The organism is Paralcaligenes sp. KSB-10, assembly GCF_021266465.1.
GTDB lineage: Bacteria > Pseudomonadota > Gammaproteobacteria > Burkholderiales > Burkholderiaceae_B.
Map to the genome: position 1 here is coordinate 1,649,019 of NZ_CP089848.1, position 22,272 is coordinate 1,671,290.

The window sequence follows — 22,272 nt, forward strand, 5'->3', positions numbered from 1 at the left end:
ATGAACAATAAGTACAGGCATAACCTGAACAAACGCAATGCTAAACCTCGAATATGACATGTTCGTGACAATTCAAATCAATGTCACGCCCCGAGCACCTGCATCAGATGATTATGCAAGTTGAAAGCCGCGCCACGGCTTTTAACCTTGACATAACTTCCGTCCGGCTGCTCGCGCCACGACAGCTGATTGTCCCGCAGCGCGCAGGTAAACGCTTCGCTGATGACGCGTTTTTTCAGGGATTTGTCCAAAATGGGAAAACCCACTTCGACCCGACGGAAGAAATTCCGGTCCATCCAGTCGGCCGAAGCCAGATACACATTTTCTTCGCCCTGGTTATAGAAATAAAACACCCTGGAATGCTCCAGAAAACGCCCGATCACGGACCTTACCTGGATATTTTCAGACAGCCCGGGAACACCCGCGCGCAGGGCGCACGCCCCGCGGACGATCAGATCGATCTTGACGCCTGCCTGGCTCGCCTTGTAGAGCTCGTCGATTACGATGGGTTCCAGCAGCGAATTCATTTTGGCCATGACACGCGCCTTTTGGCCCGCCTTGGCTTGAATGGCCTCGGCCCGTATCATGGCCACCATGGTTTCATGCAGGGTAAAGGGCGACTGCAGCAGCATTTTCAGGGGACGGCGCGCACCCAAGCCCGTCAGCAGCGAAAAAATCTTGTCCATGTCTTCACACATCTTGGGATTTGCCGTCAGCAGGCCGAAATCAGTGTAAAGCTTGCTGGTACGCGGATGATAATTGCCTGTGCCCAAATGGCCATAGCGCCTGATCAGGCCTTTTTCACGCCTCAATACAAGCACCATTTTGGCGTGAGTCTTGTGCGCTACAACCCCGTAACTGACATGCGCCCCTACCGCCTCGAGCTTTGCCGCCCAATTGATATTGGTTTGTTCGTCGAAGCGCGCCATCAGTTCGACCACCACGGTCACTTCCTTGCCCGCCTTGGCCGCGGTCAGCAGCAGGCGCATCAGCTCGGAATCTTCGCCGGTACGATAGATGGTCTGCTTGATGGCGACTACGTTCGGATCGAACGCGGCGGCCGTCAAAAAACTGATCACAGGCTGGAAAGACTGATAGGGATGGTGCAGCAGGCGGTCACGCTCGGCAATCGCCGCGAACAGCTCGTCGGGCTTGTCCAGGACTTCGTCGAACGGCGCGGGCACTTTGGGCCGATAATCGGGAAACAGCAGATCGGGGCGTTCAACCGTGTTGCACAGATGCATCAAACGCGACAGATTGACCGGGCCGCTGACCCGATACGTGTCCCGGGGTTCCAGAGAAAACTCGCGCTGAAGAAAAGAAGCCAGTTCGGGCGGCATGAGATGATCGATTTCAAGCCTGACCGCGGCGCCAAAATTACGCTGCGATAGCTCGCCCTGCAGAGCTTGCCGCAAATTCGTGATTTCTTCCTCGTCGACAAACAAATCACTGTTGCGTGTCACACGCCACTGGTGGCAGCCCTTGACCTCGAGCCCTGGAAACAACTCGCCCACAAAGGCGCTGATCAGGGCGGTGAGGAACATGAATCCGTTGGGGATGCCGGCAATCTCGGAGGGTACTTTGATCAATCGCGGCAAGGCGCGGGGCGCCTGGACAATTGCGATCGAGGCGCGGCGGCCGAATGCATCCTGTCCCGACAGCGAAATGATGAAATTCAGACTTTTGTTATAAACCCGTGGAAAGGGATGGGCCGGATCGAGCCCTATGGGCGTCAGCATCGGCATGACATCCCGATTGAAAGTGGCATGAGCCCACTCGCGCAAAGCGTCGGTCCAGGAGGAAGGATCGAGCAATCCGATGCCTTCGGCCATAAGCTTGGGCAGGATCTGCGTCATCAATAGCGCATTCTGCCGTTCTATCACACTGTGCGCCGCCACCTGGACGCGCTCGAAGGCCTCGTTCGGGGTTAGCCCATCTCCTCCGATCAGGCCCGAGTTCTGCAACTGCTGCTCTTTCAGGCTGGAAATGCGGATTTCAAAAAATTCGTCCAGATTTGAACTGACTATGCATAGATAGCGTAGCCGTTCCAGCAGCGGAGTAGCGCGGCTTTCAGCCATAGCCAATACACGCTCGTTGAACTTCAGCAAAGACAGTTCGCGATTCAGCAGCGTCGACTCGGGAAAAGAAAGAGACATACAGTATCCATAAGACGGGGGGCAGAATCTTTTACAGTATTTTTTTGACAGTTATGTGACACTCTAAGAGATTATGCAACAGCGTCGGCCCAACTCCACGCAAAACCGTGCTTTTCACTCATAATCGCGGCCCGGACCCAACACTGGCGGTTTCGGTCCTTATAATCTGGAAGTATTCATTATAAATTCCCCAGAATGGACCAATTACTTGCTGCAGTCGATCTCGGCTCAAACAGCTTCCGACTGTCTATCGGCCGCGTCGTACAGCACGACGGCATTGCACAAATCTATGCCATCGACCGGCTTAAAGAGTCCGTACGCCTGGCTGCCGGCCTGGGCCCCGACAAAAAACTCGATCAGGAAGCCATAGAACGCGCCATTACGGTGCTGAAGCGATTCGGCGAGCGTATTTCGGGATTCCACCCCAACCGCGTGCGGGCCGTAGCCACCAATACATTCCGGGTGGCGCGCAACGTGGGCGATATTCTGCCTCGCGCTGAAGCGGCTCTGGGCTTCCCCATTGAAGTCATTGCGGGCCAGGAAGAAGCACGCCTGATTTTTTCCGGCGTGGCCAATGAACTTCCGCCATCCACCAACAAGCGGCTGGTTATCGACATAGGCGGCGGCTCGACCGAAGTCATCATTGGCCGGGGCTACGATCCGCTGCACATGGCATCGCTATATATGGGCTGTGTGAGCTTCGGGCAACACTTTTTCCCCGATGGGCGTATTACCGAGGCTAGAATGGAACAGGCCCAGCTGGCGGCCCGTCGCGAACTCGAAGCTATTTCAAGACTCTACCGAAAAACCGGCTGGCAGGAAGCGTACGGATCATCCGGAACGGCCAAAGGCCTCTACGCCGTGCTGACTGAAGGCGGCATGTCGAAAAAAGGCATTACGCTGGGCGGCCTGGAAAAGCTCAAGGCCAAGCTGATACACGACGGCCGGGTCGTGGTCGGCACACTACCCGGGCTCAAGACCGACCGGGCACCGGTGCTGGCCAGTGGACTGGCCATCATGCTGGCTGCCTTCCATGAGCTGAAAATCAAGCTGATGATGCCCGGCGACGGGGCTTTGCGTATGGGCGTTCTGTACGACCTGCTCGGACGCGATTCGCCGCACGACAAGCGCTATGAAACCGTACTCCAGTTCATCAAACGCTATCACGTCGATACCAGCCAGGCGGCGCGCGTAAAAAAACTGGCCCTGAGTTTTTTCGAGCAAATCGGCTTCGGCGACGACGAAAAACAAGACCTTGCACGTACTTTGTCCTGGGCCGCCGACCTGCACGAAATCGGCATATCGATTGCGCACGCCGATTACCACAAGCACAGCGCCTACATACTCGAGCATGCCGACATGCCGGGATTTTCCAATGATGCGCAGGCATTGCTGGCCTGGTTTGCGCTTGGCCATCAGGGAAAAATAAACAAACTGCGTGTACACGAGTCTAGCCGGGCGCAATGGCTTACGCTACTGTGTTTGCGCCTGGCCGTACTGTTGTCGCGGCGGCGTGAAGACACAAATACCCTGCCTCTTGCCATCAACGCCAGCGCCAATACAATACGCGTCCGCGTGCAAAAATCATGGCTCGCCGACCACGCGTTGTCCGCCTATACCTTGCGTGGTGAAATGGCAGAATGGAACAAGGGCGACTTCAAGTTCGAACTGGACGAAACCTGAATCCAGGGCCACGCCGTTCAGGCCGCAACAGCGACTATTTCGTCGAGGCCAAAATGGCGGCGGTACCGGCTGTCCATGCATGTCATATCGAGCAACACCGGGAAATCGGCCGTGTTGAAATCGGGGTCCCAGGCCGGCTCACCGCAAATGGTTGCCCCCAGCTTCAGATACCCCTTGATGAGAGGCGGCACGCGAGCCGGCAATGTGCTGTCGAGCCGTTCGGTCGGATAACGATAACGCGGCTTCACAATCGGCAAATCGGGCTTGCTTTGCAAGGCCTTGCGGGCGGCGCGCCATACTTCGGCGGCCGTGATGCCGTCGTCACGCAGGCTCACACTGGCGCACCCCAGCACATAGCGTGCGCCTATGCTGTCGACCAGCCTGGCGACTCCCGACCATAACAGCATGATGACCGAACCACTGCGATAATCGGCATGCGTACATGAACGCCCTACCTCGACCAGATCCTCGCGTATTGTTCCCAGGCCGCTCAGATCGAACTCCGACTCGGAATAATAGCCTCCGGCTTTTCTGGCGTTGGCCGCCGTCATTAAGCGATAGGTGCCCACGACTCGACCCGAATCGATTTCCTTCACCATAAGGTGCTCGCACCAGGGATCGAAGCGATCACAATCGAGACCATCGACAGCATCGGGAAAAACCGCATTCATTTCCTCGGTGAATACGTTGTACCGCAAGCGCTGGATCGCCTCCAGCTCTTCGTTGGTACGGGCCAGGCCCATGACCAGGCCGCTGGTCGGCAGACTGGGCCAGGCCCCGCCAGGAATCGCGTTGGATTGTATTCGTGCAAGTTCTAACATAGGGATCACTCCGCCAACATTTCACGATTGTGCACGTTAAATGTTACAGGTTTTTGATAGCCACGTTACCCCTTTGTTAAATTTACCGCAACAAGTTGCCGCACGCCCTGCTCGGCCAGCGCGGCATCTTCGGCCTCAACCATCAGACGCAGCTTGGGCTCTGTTCCCGAAGCGCGAATCAGCACACGGCCCCGCCCACCCAATTGCTGTTCAACCTGCGACTTGGCCTGCATGAGTCCGGCATGAGACTCCCATTTGATACCGGGCGCCAAAGGTACATTGACCATTTTTTGCGGATACATTTTCAATTCAGCCACCTGGCTGGCCAAGGTTTCGCCACTGCGCCGCATGCCGGTCAGGACCTGCAGCGCGGCAATAATGCCGTCGCCCGTTGTGTGGCAATCGAGACACAAAAGATGCCCGGAGCTCTCGCCGCCGTATAGCCAGCCGCGATTGAGCATGCTTTCAAGCACATAGCGATCGCCCACCTTGGCTCGGTCAAAACCGACTCCCAGGGCCTGCATCTGCTTTTCAAAGCCGAAGTTGGTCATCAGTGTACCCACGACACCATCGACCTTGCCTGCGGCCATACGGCCCCGGACGATGGCGTACAGCAGCTCGTCGCCATTGAAGAGCCGCCCGGAGCCATCGACCATTTGCAGCCGGTCCGCGTCGCCATCCAGGGCAATCCCGATATCGGCGCCTTTGGCCTGCACCTCGGCGATGAGCTGCTCGGGGTGCAGAGCCCCCACACCTTCGTTGATATTGAAGCCGTCGGGCTGGCACCCGATGGCGTGAACATCGGCGCCGAGCTCCCGAAATACGTGAGGGGCGACATGGTAGGCCGCGCCATGCGCGGCGTCGACCACGATTTTCAAGCCCGACAAATCAAGCTCGTTGGGAAAGGTGCTCTTGCAGAATTCGATATAGCGCCCCGCGGCATCATCGATGCGGCGGGCCCGGCCCAAGGCTTCGGAACTCACGCAGCCCAAAGGCTCGGCAATAGCGGCCTCGATCTGCTCTTCGACATCGTCGGGCAACTTCATGCCCTGGGCCGAGAAAAACTTGATGCCGTTGTCCTGATACGGATTGTGCGACGCACTGATGACGATGCCCGCCACCAGACGCAAGGTGCGCGTCAGGTAAGCCACGGCAGGCGTCGGTATCGGGCCCGCCAGCAGCACATCGATGCCCGCCGCGGACAGCCCGGCCTCGAGCGCGGACTCGAGCATGTAGCCGGATATCCGCGTGTCTTTGCCGATAAGCACGGTCGGGCGTCCGCGCCCGGGGTTTTGCCGCGCCAGCACACGCCCGGCCGCGTAGCCCAGGCGCAGGGCAAACTCGGCATTGATGGTGGGGCCTCCCACCTCGCCACGGACACCATCGGTACCAAAATACTTGCGTTGACTCATAAAGAGACTCCATGTTCTATTGCCTGCCACACCTTGATGGCGTCGACCGTTGCCGATACATCGTGCACACGCACGATTTCGGCGCCACGGGCAATGCCAGCCAGGGCGGCCGCGAGGCTGCCTGCCACCCGCTCGGGGGCCGGGCGGCCGGTAATATGGCCTATCATCGATTTGCGCGACAAACCCAGCAACAAAGGGTAGCCCGCAATCCGGACCTGCGCGAGGTGCTGCAGCAATAAATAATTTTGCGGGTGGGTTTTGCCGAAACCGAACCCAGGATCCAGCACTATACGCCGCGGCTGTATTCCGCATCGCAGCATTGCATCCAGACGTTCCTGCAGGAATTGTTTGACGTCCTGCAATACATCATTATATTTAGGGGCCTGCTGCATAGTGCGCGGCTCGCCCTGCATATGCATCACGCACAAGCCGCAGCGCGACTGCGCTACAGCGTCGATGGCGCCAGGTTGGCGAAAACCATAGATATCATTGATGATGTCGGCCCCGGCTCCCAGCACGGCCCGCATGACTTCCGGCTTGAACGTATCGACAGACAAAGGCACACCGCTGTCGCGCAAGGCTTCAATCACCGGCAAAAGCCGTCTTAGCTCTTCGTCCGCGGGGATGGCATCAGCGCCTGGGCGGGTCGACTCCGCGCCGATATCCACGATATCGGCGCCTTCGGCAATCAGGGCCTGGGCATGGGCAATCGCGGCGTCGGTCTCAAAATACAAGGCCCCGTCGGAAAAGGAATCCCGGGTGACATTGACGATTCCCATAACCAATGGGCGCTCGAACCGCAGTTCGAAGCGCCCACACAGCCACGTCGTTGTGCCCATTGGAATGCGAAGCGCTTCTAGACGGGGGTGGCTGCCGCGCTGCTGCTGCCGCCTGCCGACGACAAGCCGGTGGGCGGTGTATTGTCGGAGGTATCCGAGGGTACCTGCGGCACCTTGGGCGGCCGTGGAGGGCGGCCTTCCATGATGTCTTTGATCTGATCGGCGTCGATGGTTTCCCATTCGAGCAAGGCAGCCGTCATGGCTTCCATTTTGTCGCGATTGTCTTCGATGATCTTGCGTGCAACAGCATATTGCTCATCGATGATCGAACGGATTTCGTGATCCACCTTTTGCATGGTGGCCTCGGAGACATGCGTGGTTTTGGTTACGCTGCGTCCCAGGAATACTTCGCCTTCGTTCTCGGCGTATACGACCGGCCCCAGAGAGTCGGTCATGCCGTAACGCGTGACGATGTCGCGCGCAATCGCCGTGGCCCGCTCGAAATCGTTCGAGGCGCCGGTAGTCATTTGATGCATGAAAATTTCTTCGGCGATACGTCCGCCGAACAATACGGCAATGGTATTGAGCAGACGCTCTTTATCCATGCTGTAGCGATCGCCTTCAGGCAATTGCATGGTGACGCCCAAGGCGCGGCCGCGCGGAATGATCGTAACCTTGTGCACCGGGTCGGTCTTGGGCAGCATACGCGCCACCAGCGCATGACCGGACTCGTGATAAGCCGTATTTTTACGCTCTTCCTCGGGCATGACGATGGAACGGCGTTCGGCGCCCATGATGATTTTGTCTTTGGCTTTCTCAAAGTCGCTCATGTCGACAGTGCGGCCGCTGCGCCGTGCGGCAAACAGCGCCGCTTCATTGACCAGATTGGCCAGATCGGCGCCCGAAAATCCAGGCGTGCCGCGTGCCAGAACCAGCGCATCGACGTTGGTCGCCAAAGGCACCTTGCGCATATGCACTTTCAGGATTTGCTCGCGCCCACGGATATCGGGCAGGTTCACCACCACCTGACGATCGAAACGCCCCGGACGCAACAGCGCCGGATCGAGCACATCGGGACGGTTGGTAGCGGCAATCACGATAACGCCCTGCCCCGACTCGAAGCCATCCATCTCGACCAGCATCTGGTTAAGCGTTTGCTCGCGTTCGTCGTTGCCACCACCCAGGCCGGCGCCGCGCTGGCGACCCACGGCATCGATTTCATCGATGAAAATAATGCAGGGAGACTGCTTCTTGGCATTTTCGAACATGTCGCGCACGCGGGCCGCGCCCACGCCCACGAACATTTCAACGAAATCCGAACCCGAAATGCTGAAGAACGGCACCTTGGCTTCACCGGCAATGGCTTTGGCCAGCAGGGTCTTACCCGTACCGGGCGAGCCCACCATCAGCACGCCACGCGGAATACGCCCGCCCAGGCGCTGGAACCGGGTCGGGTCGCGCAGGAAATCGACCAGCTCTTGCACATCTTCTTTGGCCTCGTCGCACCCGGCGACATCGGCAAACGTAATGTTATTGGTGTTTTCATCGAGCATGCGCGCGCGCGATTTGCCAAAGCTGAACGCACCGCCCTTGCCTCCCCCCTGCATTTGGCGCATGAAGAATATCCATACACCGATCAGGAGCAGCATGGGGAACCAGGAAATGAACAGGCTGGTCAGGAACGAGGGCTCTTCGCGCGCTTTGCCCGAAACCTGAACGCCATATTTGACCAGCTCCGGTACCATCCAGAGATCGCCCGGCGAGGTCAGATTATAGGGACGCCCGGCATCGGGAGTCACATAAAGCGTATCGCCCTGGATGTCGACCTTGCTGATGCGCCCGGCTTGCGCGTCGCTCATGAATTGAGTATAGGTGACCGTCTCGGTAGAGGCGGCACGCCCGTCGAACTGCTTAAAAACCGTAAACAGCACCAGAGCGATCACCATCCAGATCGCCACCTTGGAAAACGAGTTGTTCAAAGCCAACCTCCTACGTGTAACTTCGACTTGTCGAGCGCCCCCGCACTTACGGCAGCCAGACAAGTATGTCAATGATTCATTCTAACCCGATAGAAAAAATCTTGTTTAGGAATCATCAGGACTTGAGCCGGCGGGCAACCAGAAAAGTTTCCGAGGATTTATCGCGTGATGCCTTGGGTTTACGTTCGACTACCCGTTGAAAATGCTGTTTGAACGACTCCACAATTTGGGAAAAGCCACTGCCATGAAAAGCTTTGACTATAAGAGCGCCGTCCGGTTTGAGATGCTGGCAGGCAAATTCGAGGGCAAGATCGCAAACATGCTGGATTCGCGCCGAATCGGCCGAGCCTACCCCAGATAGATTGGGGGCCATATCCGAGATTACAAGATCGATTTGCTGGTCGCCCACCAGTTTTTTTAGCTGGTCCAGCACCGCGTCATCGCGGAAATCTCCCAGGATGAACTCGACTCCCGCTATGGGCTCCATGGGCAGCAGGTCCAGCGCAATGATGCGGCCGTCTATGACTCCGCCCGCGCCGAGCAGGCGCTCACGCGCTATCTGCGACCAACTTCCGGGCGCCGAGCCCAAATCAACCACGATATTACCGCGGCGCATCAATTTTTCGGTATCGAGAATTTCGGCCAATTTGAAGGCAGCCCGCGCCCGATATCCTTTTTGTTGCGCCATTTTGACGTAAGGATCGTTAATATGTTGTTGTATCCATTCTTTTGAAAATTTTTTTTTGGCCATTCCCGTACAATCTCATTATGCCAAAACTCGACATATCATCTCAAGAGCGTAGCGCCTTACGCGCCGCCGCCCACCCACTGCGCCCCGTCGTCCTGATCGGAGACCGGGGTTTGTCTGAATCCGTACTCAAAGAAATCGATCGCAACCTGAGCGCCCATCATCTTATCAAGGTGCGTGTCGGCGGAGAAGAGCGGGACGCGCGCGAAACCATGCTCGAGGCGATTTGCGAATCCTTGTCTTGCGCCCCGGTGCACCATTTGGGCAAAACCCTGATTATCTACCGCCCCGACGTAGAAGCCATGCGCGCCCAGGCCGACGCGGTCAATGCCACACGTGCGCGACGCAAGCCGTCAGAGCCACACACCCCTAAGAAACAGGCCGCATCGGGCGTTACACGTACGCGCCGCACCGAAAAAGCCGAACGCGCCGCCAAAAAGGCAGAGCGCGACAATAATACAGTCTCGCCACGGGCGCGCCGTGCCGCCGCGGTCATAGCGGGTGACAAACCCGCGCATGGCATCCCTCGCCGCAGCGGAAGCGCCTTGTCGCTGCGCGCGGGTGCGCGACGAACTGCCGGCCGCGGAGACAAACGCTAAACGCGGCAATCGCAGCGCCAGGCGCCAATGGCCGCGACAAAGCGGCCCTTCCCCGCATCAGAGATAGCTGACTCCCAAAACTTCGTATTCACGAATGCCGGCCGGCGCCTTGACTTCGACCACATCGCCTTCACCCTTGCCGATCAGGGCACGCGCGACCGGACTGGAAACGGAAATCAGGTTGGAACGGATATCGGCTTCGACATCGCCCACGATTTGATAGGTCACCCGTTCGCCGGATGCGAGGTCCTCGATTTCAACGGTAGCGCCGAACACCGCCTTGCCTTCTACATCGAGCGCGGATGGATCGATGATTTGCGCATTGGACAAGGTGCTTTCGAGCTCTTGAATGCGGCCTTCGACGAAGCCCTGGCGTTCGCGTGCGGCATCGTACTCGGCATTTTCGGAGAGGTCGCCTTGCGCGCGCGCTTCGGCAATGGCATTAATAACCTCGGGACGCTCGACAGTTTTCAAACGATGCAATTCTACTTGCAAGCGCTCAGCGCCGCGAGCGGTTAACGGGATCGCAGACATAATTTTCCTGAATAAAAAGTAAAAAGACGCTCCTCACATAGGAGCGCCTAATTAGTAATAAATACGTGGGCAGCTACAGACTGACCGATTTACGAGCCGGAAAGATGTGCTGGTTTTTTAGCTATGGCAGCTTTGACTCGGCTCAAAATAAATCCCCGGCTCGGTAGAACCGGGGATGTGAAGCTATTGTCGGCAATGTTGGAGTAAATTGCAAGCTCCACCATCTATTTATAAGGGTTTTCCCTTATAAATATACCTAAGATCATGAAAAAAAACAAGTTTTCAGGCTTTTTTCGGCCCTCGACCATGCCCCAATTTCAGCAATGCATACAAAATGATGGAGCCGAAGGTGGCTGTGCCTATGCCATCGAGCCTGAAAGCGCCGAATTGCAGGGAAAAATTCCCCGCCCCCAGAATCAGGGTAACCGCAGCGACGATCAAGTTGCGGTTATCGCTGAAATCGACCTGATTCACGACCCAGATCCGCGCTCCGGCAATAGCGATCAGGCCAAATACCACGACCGACATGCCGCCCAGAACCGGGCCAGGTATGGTTTGAATCAAGGCACCGAATTTGGGCGAAAAACCCAGCAAAATGGCCACGACGGCCGCGATCACGAATACCAGTGTGGAATAAATTCGCGTCACGGTCATCACGCCAATGTTTTCAGCATAGGTCGTCACACCCGTGCCCCCGAACGCTCCGGAAATCATGGTTGCCACGCCGTCTCCCACGAATGCCCGGCCCAGGTAAACATCCAGGTTTTTACCCGTCATGGCGCTGACCGCCTTGATGTGCCCCAGGTTTTCCGCCACCAATATCACGGCGACCGGCACAATCACGCTCATGGCATGAACACTGAACACAGGCGACTGAAACCGGGGCAAGCCCAACCATGCCGCCGCAGACACGGCGCTGAAATCGATCGGGCGCCCAAAACCCAGGCCATTGGTCAACACGGCATACAGCGCGCATGCCAGCAGCAAGCCCACCAGAATCAGCAGTCGCTGCATGGTGCCGCGGGCATATACGGCGACTCCCCCCACACACAGAACCGTCACCAGCGCCATCAATGCATCAAAAGTGCTGCCGCCCATGGCGCCCTTGGCGGCAATAGGAGCCAGGTTCAATCCGATCACGGCCACAATCGCACCGGTGACCACAGGCGGCATCAAGGCGTCGATCCAGCCGGCACCTCCGCCAGACCGGACATTCAGCCACCAGACCAGGCAGCCTATCAGGGTATAGACCAGGCCGCAGGCGATGATTGCACCGAGAGCCAGGCCTATATTGCCGTTGGCGCCTGCCCCGGCGTAGCCGGTCACGGCGATCACCCCGCCAATGAATGCAAAGCTCGACCCCAGATAGCTGGGAACCCGCCCGCCCACGAATAAAAAGAACACCAGCGTGCCTATGCCCGACATAAGGATGGCAACATTGGTATCGAACCCCATGAGCAAAGGAGCCAGGATGGTCGAACCGAACATCGCCACCACGTGCTGCGCACCCATGGCTATACTTTGAGTCCACGACAATCGCTCGTCGGGCTGTACCACCAGGCCCTGGGAGCCGCCGGGCACTTGACGCCAACGGGGAAAGTACGAATTGAACATGTCGCGGCCTTGTAAGGATTTAAAGGATTCACTGAGGCGAGAGTGTACGTTTCGCATGCCCCCGGCGGCAAGATTTATATGATTTACACGGCAGCCACCCAGATCGGCCGTTTACAATCTCACGAAACCCGATGAAAAAACATTCAACAATCAAACCGGCGCCAAGCACCTGCCCTTGCGGCGGATTCAATGGAAGCACCGCTTACGCCCAGTGCTGCCAACCCTATATCGACGGCACTCGTCACGCGCCCACCGCCGAGCAACTGATGCGCTCGCGCTATACGGCATATACGCTCGGCGAGGCAGCCTACATCCTGTCCACCTGGCATGAGTCCACGCGTCCACAGCAACTCGATCTGGAGCCACCCGGGGCTCCTCATGGGGTACGCTGGCTTGGCCTGAGGGTACACAACCATAGCCAGCCCAGCGAAAATCAGTCGCAGGTGGAGTTCACGGCGCGCTATCGCGAAGCCGGCCGGGCCCATCGCCTCAAAGAAAAAAGCCGTTTTGTGCGAGAGAACCAGCAGTGGTTCTATGTCGACGGCGAAATAGAGCCCGATCCCGGATCCTGAACCGACAGATCCGAACGGAAACAAAAAACTCGACTCAGGCGCCCGGCACGAGGCGCCAAACGTAATTTTCCGTTTACCGGGTTTGTCGCGGCTTGCGCTTGCGGCGCGCCGCAAAATAATCGTACAGACGATCGGGCACGACGCGCAGGAGTCGCGCCACCCAGCCCATTTGCCATGGAATGACAATATAAGACAGGCCCCGATCGATAGCCCGCACGGCTTCCCGGGCGAATTGGCCCACGGGCATCAAAAAAGGCATTTTGTACGGATTATGGGCCGTCATGGGCGTCTGGATAAAGCCCGGGGCCAGGGTGACCACCTTGACCCCCGACAGGCTCAACTCGACCCTCAAGCTTTCGCAGTAATTTCTAACCGCCGCTTTCGACGCGCTGTAAGCACCGGCCCCCGGCAAGCCGCGTACCGCGGCCACGCTGGCAACGCCTACCAGCCGTCCCTGGCCGCGCTTTTTCATTGAAGCGATAAACGGCTCGAAAGTCGCCACGGTGGCGTTCAGATTGGTGGCGATAATCGACTCGAAGACCTGGTAGTCGTCCAGCTCTTCCGTTGAGGTGCCGACGCTGATTCCCGCGCTGGCTATCACGACATCGACATCGCCGGCCGCCAGAAAATCGATCGCCGCAGCATGCAATGCCTGCCGGTCGCGAACATCGAGCACATAGATGCGATGCTCGCCCGGCAGAGAGGCCTCGAGGGCTTGCAAGGCATCTTCCCGGCGGCCCAGCAAGGCCAGTTGCGCCCCGCGATGCGCATAAACCGAAGCCAGCGCAGCTCCTATGCCGCTGCTGGCGCCGGTGATGAACACGCGAGTCATCGAGCACCCGTTGCAACGGCCCGCACGCACCGGGCCGCATTCATCAATGAGTCCGCAACGAGGCGTGCAGATCCTGCAGGGAATACACTTTCAGCCCGCCGCCGCGCCGAATGTACTGCAGGCCCTCGACGGCGGCGCTGGCCCCGGCGATTGTCGTGAAGAACGTTACCCGCGACGCCAGCGCATGAGTACGTATCATGCGTGAATCGGCAATCGCGTTGCGGCGCTCTTCGACAGTATTGATGACCAGCGAGATTTCGCCGTTCTTGATCATGTCGACGATGTGAGGGCGCCCCTCGGTGACTTTGTTGACGACTTGCACCGGCAGGCCCGCGGCTTCAATGGCCGCCGCCGTACCGCGCGTGGCAACCACTTTGAAACCCAGCTCGACCAGGCCGCGGGCAACCTCGACCGCACGAGGCTTGTCTTGTGTGCGGACGCTGATGAACACCACGCCGGATTCGGGCAATTGCACTCCTGCCGCCAACTGCGATTTGACGAAGGCCTCGCCAAAGCTTTCGCCTACGCCCATTACTTCGCCGGTCGATTTCATTTCAGGCCCGAGAATGGTGTCGACGCCGGGGAACTTGACGAAGGGGAATACCGCTTCCTTGACCGCAAAATAAGGCAGCTTGGTTTCGTTGATCACGCCTTGCTCGGCAAGTGTCTTGCCGGCCATGGCGCGCGCCGCAATCTTGGCCAGCTGCAAGCCCGTTGCCTTCGACACGAAAGGCACCGTGCGAGAAGCGCGAGGATTGACTTCCAGCACATATACATCGCCATCCTGAATGGCAAACTGAACGTTCATCAATCCTTTGACCTTGAGCGCCCGGGCCATCAGCGAGGTCTGGCGCTTGATCTCCGCGATGACCTCTTGCGACAGAGAATAAGGCGGCAGGCTGCAAGCCGAATCGCCCGAATGCACCCCCGCCTGCTCGATGTGTTCCATCACGCCGCCAATGAATACTCCTTCGTCATCGGCCAGGCAATCGACATCGACCTCGGTGGCATTGTTCAGGAAATGGTCCAGCAGCACCGGAGAATCGTTGCTGACCTTCACCGCCTCGCGCATGTAACGCTCAAGATCCTGCTGTTCATGCACGATTTCCATGGCACGGCCGCCCAGCACATAACTGGGGCGTACGACCAGCGGGTAGCCGATTTCCGCCGCATGCGCGAGGGCTTCCCCTTCGGTGCGTGCCGTACGGTTGGGCGGCTGACGCAAGCCCAGTTTGGTCAGAAGCTTCTGGAACCGCTCGCGATCTTCGGCAACATCGATCGATTCCGGACTGGTGCCGATAATAGGCACGCCATTGGCCTCGAGGGCGCGCGCCAGCTTGAGCGGCGTCTGGCCGCCGTACTGGACAATCATGCCCACGGGATTTTCCTTGTGCACGATTTCAAGCACGTCTTCGAGCGTCAAGGGCTCGAAATACAAGCGATCCGATGTATCGTAATCGGTCGATACGGTTTCGGGATTGCAGTTGACCATGATGGTTTCATAGCCGTCCGCACGCAGTGCCAGCGCGGCATGGACGCAGCAGTAGTCGAACTCGATGCCCTGTCCGATCCGGTTCGGGCCGCCGCCCAGCACAATGATTTTCTTGCGATCGGTAGGCGCCGCTTCGCACTCTTCCTCATAGGTGGAGTACATGTACGCGGTACGGGTTGAAAACTCGGCGGCGCAGGTATCCACCCGTTTGTACACGGGACGTACACCCAACTGGTGACGCAGCTTGCGTACCTCAGCCTCGGACGTATCGAGCAGAAATGCCAAACGGCGATCGGAAAAACCATGGCGTTTAAGTTCCAGGATGGTTTGATGATCGAGTTCAGCCAGTGTTTTCTGTTCAAGCGCCAGTTCGATATCGACGATTTCCTTGATTTGGGCCAAAAACCACGGATCGATACGGGTCAGGGCATGGACTTCTTCCAGGCTGAAGCCTTGCGCAAATGCATCGCCCACGTACCAGATCCGCTCGGGGCCGGGCTCGCCCAGCTCGACCTGCAATTTTTCACGATCGGTGGTTTTCTGATTCAAGCCGTCCACGCCGACTTCCAGGCCGCGCAGCGCTTTCTGGAAAGACTCCTGGAACGTACGCCCAATCGCCATGACTTCGCCCACAGACTTCATCTGCGTCGTCAGGCGTGAATCGGCCTGGGGAAATTTTTCGAACGCAAAGCGCGGCACTTTTGTGACCACATAATCGATCGAAGGCTCGAATGACGCAGGCGTAGCTCCGCCCGTGATTTCATTTTTGAGCTCGTCCAGCGTATAACCCACGGCCAGCCGCGCCGCAACCTTGGCGATCGGAAAGCCGGTGGCCTTCGAGGCCAGCGCCGACGAACGGGACACACGCGGATTCATTTCAATCACGATCATGCGGCCGTTTTCCGGATTGACGGCAAACTGCACGTTGGAACCACCCGTATCGACGCCGATTTCGCGCAGCACCGCGATCGAGGCGTTGCGCATGATTTGATATTCTTTATCAGTCAGGGTTTGCGCCGGGGCCACAGTAATCGAATCGCCGGTATGCACGCCCATGGGGTCCAGGTTTTCGATGGAGCAGACAATAATGCAGTTGTCGGCCTTGTCGCGCACGACTTCCATCTCGTATTCCTTCCAGCCCAGCAAGGACTCCTCGATCAGGAGCTCATTGGTAGGCGAGGCTTCCAGGCCGCGACGGCAAATCGTTTCGAACTCTTCCGGGTTATAGGCAATTCCGCCCCCGGATCCGCCCATTGTGAAGCTCGGGCGGATTACCACCGGAAAACCCGAGGTTTCGGCGTCCATGGCAATGCGGCGCTGCACTTCCCAGGCCTCATCCATGGAATGAGCCACACCCGACTTGGCCGACTCAAGACCGATGGAGGTCATGGCCTGCTTGAATTTCTGACGGTCTTCGGCTTTCTCGATAGCGTGCTCGTTTGCGCCGATGAGTTCGACCCCATGCTTCTCAAGCACCCCATGGCGTGCCAGGTCGAGCGCGCAATTCAAGGCCGTTTGCCCACCCATGGTGGGCAACAGGGCATCGGGTTTTTCGCGTTCGATGATTTTTTCGACCACCTGCCACGTGATGGGCTCGATGTAGGTTACATCGGCGGTTTCAGGGTCGGTCATGATGGTGGCAGGATTGCTGTTCACCAGTATGGTGCGATAACCCTCGTCTTTCAGGGCCTTGCAGGCCTGGGCCCCTGAATAGTCGAATTCGCAGGCCTGGCCGATAATGATCGGGCCGGCGCCAATAATAAGAATGCTTTGTATGTCTGTACGCTTGGGCATAATGCTAGATCTGGTTCTGTCCGGCCATAAGGCTTATGAATTTATCGAATAACACCACAATATCGTGGGGGCCGGGGCTGGCTTCGGGATGGCCCTGGAAGCAGAATGCAGGGCAATCAGTCAGCTCGAAGCCTTGCAGCGTGCCGTCGAACAACGATACATGGGTAACGCGCACATTGGCCGGCAAGGAAGCGGGATCAACCGCAAAGCCATGATTCTGGCTGGTAATGAACACACGGCCGGAGCTCAATTCCTGGACTGGATGGTTGGCGCCATGGTGGCCTGTTTTCATTTTGATGGTTTTGCCGCCCAGTGCCAGGCCCATGATCTGCTGGCCGAGGCAGATTCCGAACAAGGGGATCTTTTTGGCATATGCAGCCTTGGTCGTTTCAATGGCATAGTCGCAGGGCTCCGGATCGCCAGGCCCGTTCGACAAAAACAGTCCGTCGGGTTTGAGCGCCAGCACATCGGCCACGGGCATTTGAGCGGGCACGACCGTAATGCGGCAACCCCGATCCGCCATCAGGCGCAAGATATTGGTTTTAACGCCGAAATCGTAAGCCACCACATGATATTTGCCGGATGCGGGTCGGCTAAAGCCCTGCCCAAGCTGCCAGGTGCCTTCTTGCCACGGTTCGGAGTTTTTTATGGAAACCACTTTGGCCAGGTCTTGCCCGGACATGCCCGGAAACCCCTGCGCCAGCTTGACTGCGCGTTCCGCGTCGGATCCCACCAGGATGCATGCGCCCTGCGCACCACCCTCGCGCAAGATACGGGTAAGTTTGCGGGTATCGACACCCGCGATCGCCACGACGCCCTGCGCTTTCAGGTAATCGGGCAGGGACTGCGTGGCCCGGAAACTGGAAACCCGCAGGGAGCAGTCCCGAACCACCAGGCCCGCGGCGTGAACACGGGACGACTCGACGTCTTCGGCGTTCACGCCGGTATTCCCGATATGAGGGTAAGTCAAGGTAACAATTTGGCCGCTGTAGCTGGGGTCGGTCAGGATTTCCTGATAACCCGTCATGGCGGTGTTGAAAACAACCTCGGCGACGGAATGGCCATCGGCGCCGATAGAGACACCCTTGAAGATGGTACCGTCCGCCAAAGCTAGGATTGCAGGAGGAAACGCAGCGGATCCCTCGGGAAAAAGTGACGGCAGCACAGTAAACCCCGGTTATAAAGTCAATAAGTAAACCTTGGGATTATACCTTGAGACACGATTTGGGCGACAATCGAGGTCCGAACAGGGCCTATATTGCTATATTGAGCAGTAACCGAAAATCACCCACAATGGCCGCAGCGCCTTTTTACCTTCTACTCTCATAAATATGCCAAGCCAACTCGATTCCTTGCGTCTTTACACCACGGTAGTTGCCGATACCGGCGACTTTGAAACCATGAGCAAGCATCGGCCGACCGATGCCACGACCAATCCGTCATTGATTTTCAAAGCCATACAGAAAGACGCCTACCGGCCGCTGCTCGACAAAGTGGTCACCGATCACCCGAGCGCCTCGGTTACCGAACAAGGCAATCGCCTGCTGGTGGCCTTTGGCCTGGAAATCCTCAATATAGTGCCCGGACGTGTTTCAACCGAGGTGGATGCCCGGCTTTCCTTCGATACCAAGGCCACCCTCGAACGCGCCCGCCACCTGATCGATCTGTATCGCCTGGCGGGCATTCCGCGCGAACGGGTCTTGATCAAAATCGCCGCTACCTGGGAAGGAATACAGGCGGCACGGATACTGCAAACAGAGGGAATCCGCTGCAACCTGACGCTTATGTTCTCCAAGCCCCAGGCCTACGCCTGCGCCGACGCCAAGGTCCAGCTGATTTCGCCGTTTGTCGGCCGAATTTACGACTGGCACAAAAAAGCCGCCGGCGAACACTGGGACGAGGCAGCCAACTCGGGCAAGAACGATCCGGGCGTACAGTCGGTCAGCCAAATCTACGATTACTACAAGGCCCACGATATTGCCACGGAAATCATGGGGGCCAGCTTTCGCAACCTTGGCCAGATCCTGGCGCTGGCCGGCTGCGACCTCCTGACCATCAGCCCGGAATTGCTCGGCCTGCTGGCCGGCAGCAATGAACCGGTTACACCGCAGCTCGATGCCGCACAATCCAGGAAGAACCCGCCACCGCTGGCTATCAGCAACGAAATCGCCTTCCGCACGGAACTCAATCAAGATGCAATGGCTACCGAAAAGCTGGCCGAAGGCATACGCCTGTTTGCCGCCGATGCCGTCAAGCTGGATGCACTCATCGAGCAGGCGCGCCAGTGTCTTTGAATTGAACGGACGGGCTCATACGGGCAGGTGTAGCGGCCCAAGCCTGTGTCGGAAAACAAGGGAGCGGTTTTCTGAACGCCGAATGACGGCCACGAGGGCCCTCTCTACGCTACCGTCTATTGACGTCCAAGACAGTATCTACCACCATGCCGGCCTTCCTCAAGCCTCTACAGCTTTTCGGTTTCCCCTGACTGAGGCTTCCAGACCAGCAGTCGCTGTTCCACGAAGGTCACGATGCCATCGAGTACCAGCGCAAAAACGGTGAGCACCACGATTCCCGCAAATACCGTATTCACATCCAGAGTGCCTTCGGCCTGCAGGATGAGATAGCCTACGCCGCTGGCCGAACCCAGGTATTCGCCGACGACCGCCCCTACAAAGGCCAGCCCCACCGAGGTATGCAGGCTTGAAAACACCCAGCTTGTTGCAGACGGAATATACACATGGCGCAGCAATTGCTTGCGGTTCGCACCGAGCATGCGCGCATTGTCGAGCAAGGTGCTGCTGACCTCGCGCACACCCTGGTATACGTTGAAAAACACGATGAAAAACACCAGGGTTACCGCCAGCGCCACCTTGGACCATATGCCCAGGCCGAACCACATGCCGAAGATAGGAGCCAGGATGACCCGCGGCATGGAGTTGGCCGCCTTGATGTAAGGATCGAGAATGGCGCTGGCACCTCGCGACAGGCCCAGCCACAGCCCCACTCCCAGGCCCGAAATCGTTCCGATGAAAAATGCCAGCACGGTTTCGGTAAGGGTAACGCCAAGATGCTGATAGATATCGCCATTGACCACGAACCAGGCCCAGATGATCTTGACGACCTCGACGGGTTGGCCGAAGAAAAATGCGAAATTCACGTTTTGCGACGCAAAATACCAGCTGACAAGAATTACCGTCAGTAGCAGCAGTTGCCAAAAACGCATGGCTGAAGAGTTGAATTTGAATAACTTGGACATCTCAGGCCCGCTTCTGTTGGGCATAGCCCTTGAGTACTTCTTCACGCAGAACATCCCAGATCGCCTGGTGCAGTTCCACGAACCGGGGATTGGTTCGAACTTCGGCCACATCGCGCGGCCGGGGAATATCGATATCGAACTCACCTATGGGATGAGTGGCCGGGCCCGCCGACAACACCACGACCCGATCGCTCATGGCGATGGCTTCATCGAGGTCGTGAGTAATGAACAAGACCGCCTTGCGCTTGGCCATCCATAAATCGAGCACCTCGTTTTCCATGAGCTGCCGGGTTTGAATGTCGAGCGCGGAAAACGGCTCATCCATCAGGATGATGTCGGGGTCGCGTATCAGTGTCTGGGCCAGCATCACGCGTTTGCGCATCCCCCCGGACATCTGGTGTGGGTAACGGTCTTCAAAGCCTCCCAGGCCTACACGTTTCAGCCATTCATTGCCCCTGCTCTGGGCCTCGGCGCGTGGCACATCCGCGAACTCGAGCCCCGCCGTCACGTTGTCGAGCGCATTGCGCCAGGGCAGCAATGCCTCGCCCTGAAACATGTACCCGGCGCGATGATTGATGCCGGCCAAGGTTTCTCCGAAGACCTTGACCTGCCCCGACGAAGGAGCAAGCAAGCCGGCCCCCACGTTGAGCAAGGTCGACTTGCCGCAGCCCGTTGGCCCTACGACCGAGACGAACTCGCCCGGTGCAATGGCCAGAGTAGACTCCTTGACAGCCGTGTAGCGCTGCTGATCACCCTCGCGCGATACAAAAGTGCAGGTGATGTTATCCAGTAAAAGCGCTGCGTCAGGCATGAGGATATTTCTTGTTGGCTTTGATGACGAAATCGTTCGTCCAGATCTTGGAGAGATTGATTTTGTCCGCGGCGAAATTCGCGATGTAGGCAGCCTGGGCTTTCAAGGCCGTTTGCGGGCCATCGGACGGAACCATGCCGTCGGGCGAGAGCGCTTCTTTATTGCCCTGCAAGGCAAGCTTGTATAGATCGGGGTCGCCCAGCAAATAAGACTTAGGCACAACCTTGGCGATGTCGTCGAAGCTGGCCGCCTGTATCCATTTGTCGGCGCGCACAATGGCGTTGGCCAGCGCCTGGGTCGTGTTGGGGTTTTTATCGATGAAGGCCTGCGAGGTGTACAGGCAACCGGAAGGCATATTGCCGCCGAAGATTTCCTTGGTGTCTTTGAGCGTACGCGTATCGGCGATGATCTTCAATTCTTTGGCATGCACCAGCGTACTGATGACCGGATCGAGATTGGCTATGGCATCGATCTGTCCGGTGCGCAGCGCCGTGATGGCGCCGGAGCCCGCGCCCACGCCGATAAAAGAAACATCGGAAGGCTTCAGGCCATGCTTGGCCAGGAAGAAGCTGGCCATCATATTGGTGGACGAGCCCGGTGCGGTAACACCGATTTTCTTGCCCTTGAGGTCGGCAGGGGTTTTATAGCCGGCCATGGTTTTGGTGGATACCCCCAAAACAATCATGGGAGCGCGCCCCTGCTGAGCAAAAGTGCGATAGAACTGCCCTTTGGATTGCAGCAGAATGGTATGTTCGAAGGCGCCCGACACCACATCGGCGCTGCCCCCCACCACGGCCTGCAAGGCTTTGGAGCCACCGGCAAAGTCGATGACCTTGGCGTTCAGGCCTTCATCCTTGAAATAGCCTTTGAGTTCGGCGATGGACAGGGGCAGATAATAAATGAGAGCCTGGCCGCCTACGGCGATTTGCACATCTTTCTTCTCGATTCCCTGGGCGCGCACCAGACCTGGAGCGATCGTCGCAGCACCTGCAACACCCGCCAATTTTAGTAAATCACGACGAGATATAGACATAAGTGACCTCCTGAGTTGTCCATCGAATAAAAACAAACCGGGCAAGCCGGCATTCATATATCAGATAGCAGCAAGTGACATGCAGCGCGTGGAGCCTGCTTGCCTGAAACACCTTACAAAGGCCGCGTCTGGCTTATAATTTCCAGATATTACCCGA

At 57.7% G+C, this 22,272-nt stretch carries 18 protein-coding genes; 4 read left to right on the forward strand and 14 right to left on the reverse strand.

All coding sequences use genetic code 11. From position 1 onward, the window contains the following. Positions 1 to 83 precede the first annotated feature (83 nt). On the reverse strand, positions 84 to 2,156 hold the full coding sequence (gene ppk1 / locus LSG25_RS07485; RefSeq protein ID WP_232744055.1) for a polyphosphate kinase 1: 2,073 nt from the start codon (positions 2,154 to 2,156) through the stop codon (positions 84 to 86). Positions 2,157 to 2,351: 195 nt separating this feature from the next. On the opposite strand from ppk1, the gene LSG25_RS07490 reads away from it, so the two are divergent. After that, entirely contained in the window at positions 2,352 to 3,839 is a 1,488-nt protein-coding gene (locus tag LSG25_RS07490) for a Ppx/GppA phosphatase family protein (RefSeq protein WP_232744056.1), read from the forward strand. Between the two features lie 17 nt (positions 3,840 to 3,856). Here LSG25_RS07490 and LSG25_RS07495 read toward each other — a convergent pair whose 3' ends face one another. The 5 genes from LSG25_RS07495 to LSG25_RS07515 form a co-directional block, all read right to left on the reverse strand. Next, entirely contained in the window at positions 3,857 to 4,660 is an 804-nt protein-coding gene (locus LSG25_RS07495; protein ID WP_232744057.1) for a GNAT family N-acetyltransferase, read from the reverse strand. A gap of 65 nt (positions 4,661 to 4,725) precedes the next feature. Continuing rightward, positions 4,726 to 6,072, reverse strand: coding sequence for a phosphoglucosamine mutase (gene glmM / locus LSG25_RS07500; protein ID WP_232744058.1), 1,347 nt, complete (start codon positions 6,070 to 6,072; stop codon positions 4,726 to 4,728). Then, entirely contained in the window at positions 6,069 to 6,911 is an 843-nt protein-coding gene (gene folP / locus LSG25_RS07505; RefSeq protein ID WP_232744059.1) for a dihydropteroate synthase, read from the reverse strand. Before folP ends, glmM begins: the two co-directional genes overlap by 4 nt. 17 nt (positions 6,912 to 6,928) lie before the next feature. Then, positions 6,929 to 8,830 (reverse strand): ATP-dependent zinc metalloprotease FtsH, encoded by a 1,902-nt coding sequence (gene ftsH / locus LSG25_RS07510; RefSeq protein ID WP_232744060.1) that lies wholly within the window; start codon positions 8,828 to 8,830, stop codon positions 6,929 to 6,931. Between the two features lie 115 nt (positions 8,831 to 8,945). Beyond that, positions 8,946 to 9,581: an RlmE family RNA methyltransferase gene (locus LSG25_RS07515; RefSeq protein ID WP_232744061.1), complete on the reverse strand. Its 636-nt coding sequence runs from the start codon at positions 9,579 to 9,581 to the stop codon at positions 8,946 to 8,948. Positions 9,582 to 9,598: 17 nt separating this feature from the next. On the opposite strand from LSG25_RS07515, the gene LSG25_RS07520 reads away from it, so the two are divergent. Further along, positions 9,599 to 10,177, forward strand: a complete 579-nt coding sequence (locus LSG25_RS07520; RefSeq protein ID WP_232744062.1) for a YhbY family RNA-binding protein — start codon at positions 9,599 to 9,601, stop codon at positions 10,175 to 10,177. Between the two features lie 57 nt (positions 10,178 to 10,234). Here LSG25_RS07520 and greA read toward each other — a convergent pair whose 3' ends face one another. Both greA and LSG25_RS07530 read right to left on the reverse strand, forming a co-directional pair. After that, on the reverse strand, positions 10,235 to 10,711 hold the full coding sequence (gene greA, locus LSG25_RS07525) for a transcription elongation factor GreA (RefSeq protein ID WP_232744063.1): 477 nt from the start codon (positions 10,709 to 10,711) through the stop codon (positions 10,235 to 10,237). Positions 10,712 to 10,993: 282 nt separating this feature from the next. Then, the gene (locus LSG25_RS07530; protein WP_232744064.1) at positions 10,994 to 12,325 is read right to left on the reverse strand and encodes a solute carrier family 23 protein; all 1,332 of its coding nucleotides are present in this window, start codon (positions 12,323 to 12,325) and stop codon (positions 10,994 to 10,996) included. A 131-nt stretch (positions 12,326 to 12,456) separates the two neighbouring features. Here LSG25_RS07530 and LSG25_RS07535 point away from each other — a divergent pair, with 131 nt between their 5' ends. Then, on the forward strand, positions 12,457 to 12,897 hold the full coding sequence (locus LSG25_RS07535) for a YchJ family protein (RefSeq protein ID WP_232744065.1): 441 nt from the start codon (positions 12,457 to 12,459) through the stop codon (positions 12,895 to 12,897). A gap of 73 nt (positions 12,898 to 12,970) precedes the next feature. Here LSG25_RS07535 and LSG25_RS07540 read toward each other — a convergent pair whose 3' ends face one another. From LSG25_RS07540 to carA, 3 genes are read right to left on the reverse strand one after another with little or no spacing between them, the layout of a single operon-like run. Continuing rightward, positions 12,971 to 13,729, reverse strand: a complete 759-nt coding sequence (locus LSG25_RS07540; protein ID WP_232744066.1) for an SDR family oxidoreductase — start codon at positions 13,727 to 13,729, stop codon at positions 12,971 to 12,973. A 43-nt stretch (positions 13,730 to 13,772) separates the two neighbouring features. After that, the gene (gene carB, locus LSG25_RS07545; protein WP_232744067.1) at positions 13,773 to 17,015 is read right to left on the reverse strand and encodes a carbamoyl-phosphate synthase large subunit; all 3,243 of its coding nucleotides are present in this window, start codon (positions 17,013 to 17,015) and stop codon (positions 13,773 to 13,775) included. 4 nt (positions 17,016 to 17,019) lie between these two features. After that, positions 17,020 to 18,180 carry a glutamine-hydrolyzing carbamoyl-phosphate synthase small subunit gene (carA, locus tag LSG25_RS07550; RefSeq protein WP_232744068.1) on the reverse strand — a complete coding sequence of 387 codons (1,161 nt, stop codon included), beginning with the start codon at positions 18,178 to 18,180 and terminating at the stop codon, positions 17,020 to 17,022. Positions 18,181 to 18,346: 166 nt separating this feature from the next. Here carA and tal point away from each other — a divergent pair, with 166 nt between their 5' ends. Next, a complete protein-coding gene (tal, locus tag LSG25_RS07555; protein ID WP_232744069.1) occupies positions 18,347 to 19,309 on the forward strand; it encodes a transaldolase in 963 nt (320 codons plus the stop codon). Between the two features lie 167 nt (positions 19,310 to 19,476). On the opposite strand, the gene LSG25_RS07560 is transcribed toward tal, so the two are convergent. Genes LSG25_RS07560 through LSG25_RS07570 form a run of 3 tightly spaced genes read right to left on the reverse strand, consistent with a single transcriptional unit; the run spans position 19,477 to position 22,115 of the window. Further along, positions 19,477 to 20,271: an ABC transporter permease gene (locus LSG25_RS07560; RefSeq protein ID WP_232744070.1), complete on the reverse strand. Its 795-nt coding sequence runs from the start codon at positions 20,269 to 20,271 to the stop codon at positions 19,477 to 19,479. Position 20,272: 1 nt separating this feature from the next. Then, positions 20,273 to 21,082: an ABC transporter ATP-binding protein gene (locus LSG25_RS07565; protein ID WP_232744071.1), complete on the reverse strand. Its 810-nt coding sequence runs from the start codon at positions 21,080 to 21,082 to the stop codon at positions 20,273 to 20,275. Beyond that, positions 21,075 to 22,115 carry a substrate-binding domain-containing protein gene (locus LSG25_RS07570; protein ID WP_232744072.1) on the reverse strand — a complete coding sequence of 347 codons (1,041 nt, stop codon included), beginning with the start codon at positions 22,113 to 22,115 and terminating at the stop codon, positions 21,075 to 21,077. Before LSG25_RS07570 ends, LSG25_RS07565 begins: the two co-directional genes overlap by 8 nt. Positions 22,116 to 22,272 lie beyond the last annotated feature (157 nt).

What these genes read in the sequence shown, in the direction of transcription:
- ppk1 (WP_232744055.1), bottom strand. Translation starts at nt 2,156, where the DNA reads ATGTCTCTTTCTTTTCCCGAGTCGACGCTGCTGAATCGCGAACTGTCT.
- LSG25_RS07490 (WP_232744056.1), top strand. Translation starts at nt 2,352, where the DNA reads ATGGACCAATTACTTGCTGCAGTCGATCTCGGCTCAAACAGCTTCCGA.
- LSG25_RS07495 (WP_232744057.1), bottom strand. Translation starts at nt 4,660, where the DNA reads ATGTTAGAACTTGCACGAATACAATCCAACGCGATTCCTGGCGGGGCC.
- glmM (WP_232744058.1), bottom strand. Translation starts at nt 6,072, where the DNA reads ATGAGTCAACGCAAGTATTTTGGTACCGATGGTGTCCGTGGCGAGGTG.
- folP (WP_232744059.1), bottom strand. Translation starts at nt 6,911, where the DNA reads ATGGGCACAACGACGTGGCTGTGTGGGCGCTTCGAACTGCGGTTCGAG.
- LSG25_RS07515 (WP_232744061.1), bottom strand. Translation starts at nt 9,581, where the DNA reads ATGGCCAAAAAAAAATTTTCAAAAGAATGGATACAACAACATATTAAC.
- LSG25_RS07520 (WP_232744062.1), top strand. Translation starts at nt 9,599, where the DNA reads ATGCCAAAACTCGACATATCATCTCAAGAGCGTAGCGCCTTACGCGCC.
- greA (WP_232744063.1), bottom strand. Translation starts at nt 10,711, where the DNA reads ATGTCTGCGATCCCGTTAACCGCTCGCGGCGCTGAGCGCTTGCAAGTA.
- LSG25_RS07530 (WP_232744064.1), bottom strand. Translation starts at nt 12,325, where the DNA reads ATGTTCAATTCGTACTTTCCCCGTTGGCGTCAAGTGCCCGGCGGCTCC.
- LSG25_RS07535 (WP_232744065.1), top strand. Translation starts at nt 12,457, where the DNA reads ATGAAAAAACATTCAACAATCAAACCGGCGCCAAGCACCTGCCCTTGC.
- LSG25_RS07540 (WP_232744066.1), bottom strand. Translation starts at nt 13,729, where the DNA reads ATGACTCGCGTGTTCATCACCGGCGCCAGCAGCGGCATAGGAGCTGCG.
- carB (WP_232744067.1), bottom strand. Translation starts at nt 17,015, where the DNA reads ATGCCCAAGCGTACAGACATACAAAGCATTCTTATTATTGGCGCCGGC.
- tal (WP_232744069.1), top strand. Translation starts at nt 18,347, where the DNA reads ATGCCAAGCCAACTCGATTCCTTGCGTCTTTACACCACGGTAGTTGCC.
- LSG25_RS07560 (WP_232744070.1), bottom strand. Translation starts at nt 20,271, where the DNA reads ATGTCCAAGTTATTCAAATTCAACTCTTCAGCCATGCGTTTTTGGCAA.
- LSG25_RS07565 (WP_232744071.1), bottom strand. Translation starts at nt 21,082, where the DNA reads ATGCCTGACGCAGCGCTTTTACTGGATAACATCACCTGCACTTTTGTA.
- LSG25_RS07570 (WP_232744072.1), bottom strand. Translation starts at nt 22,115, where the DNA reads ATGTCTATATCTCGTCGTGATTTACTAAAATTGGCGGGTGTTGCAGGT.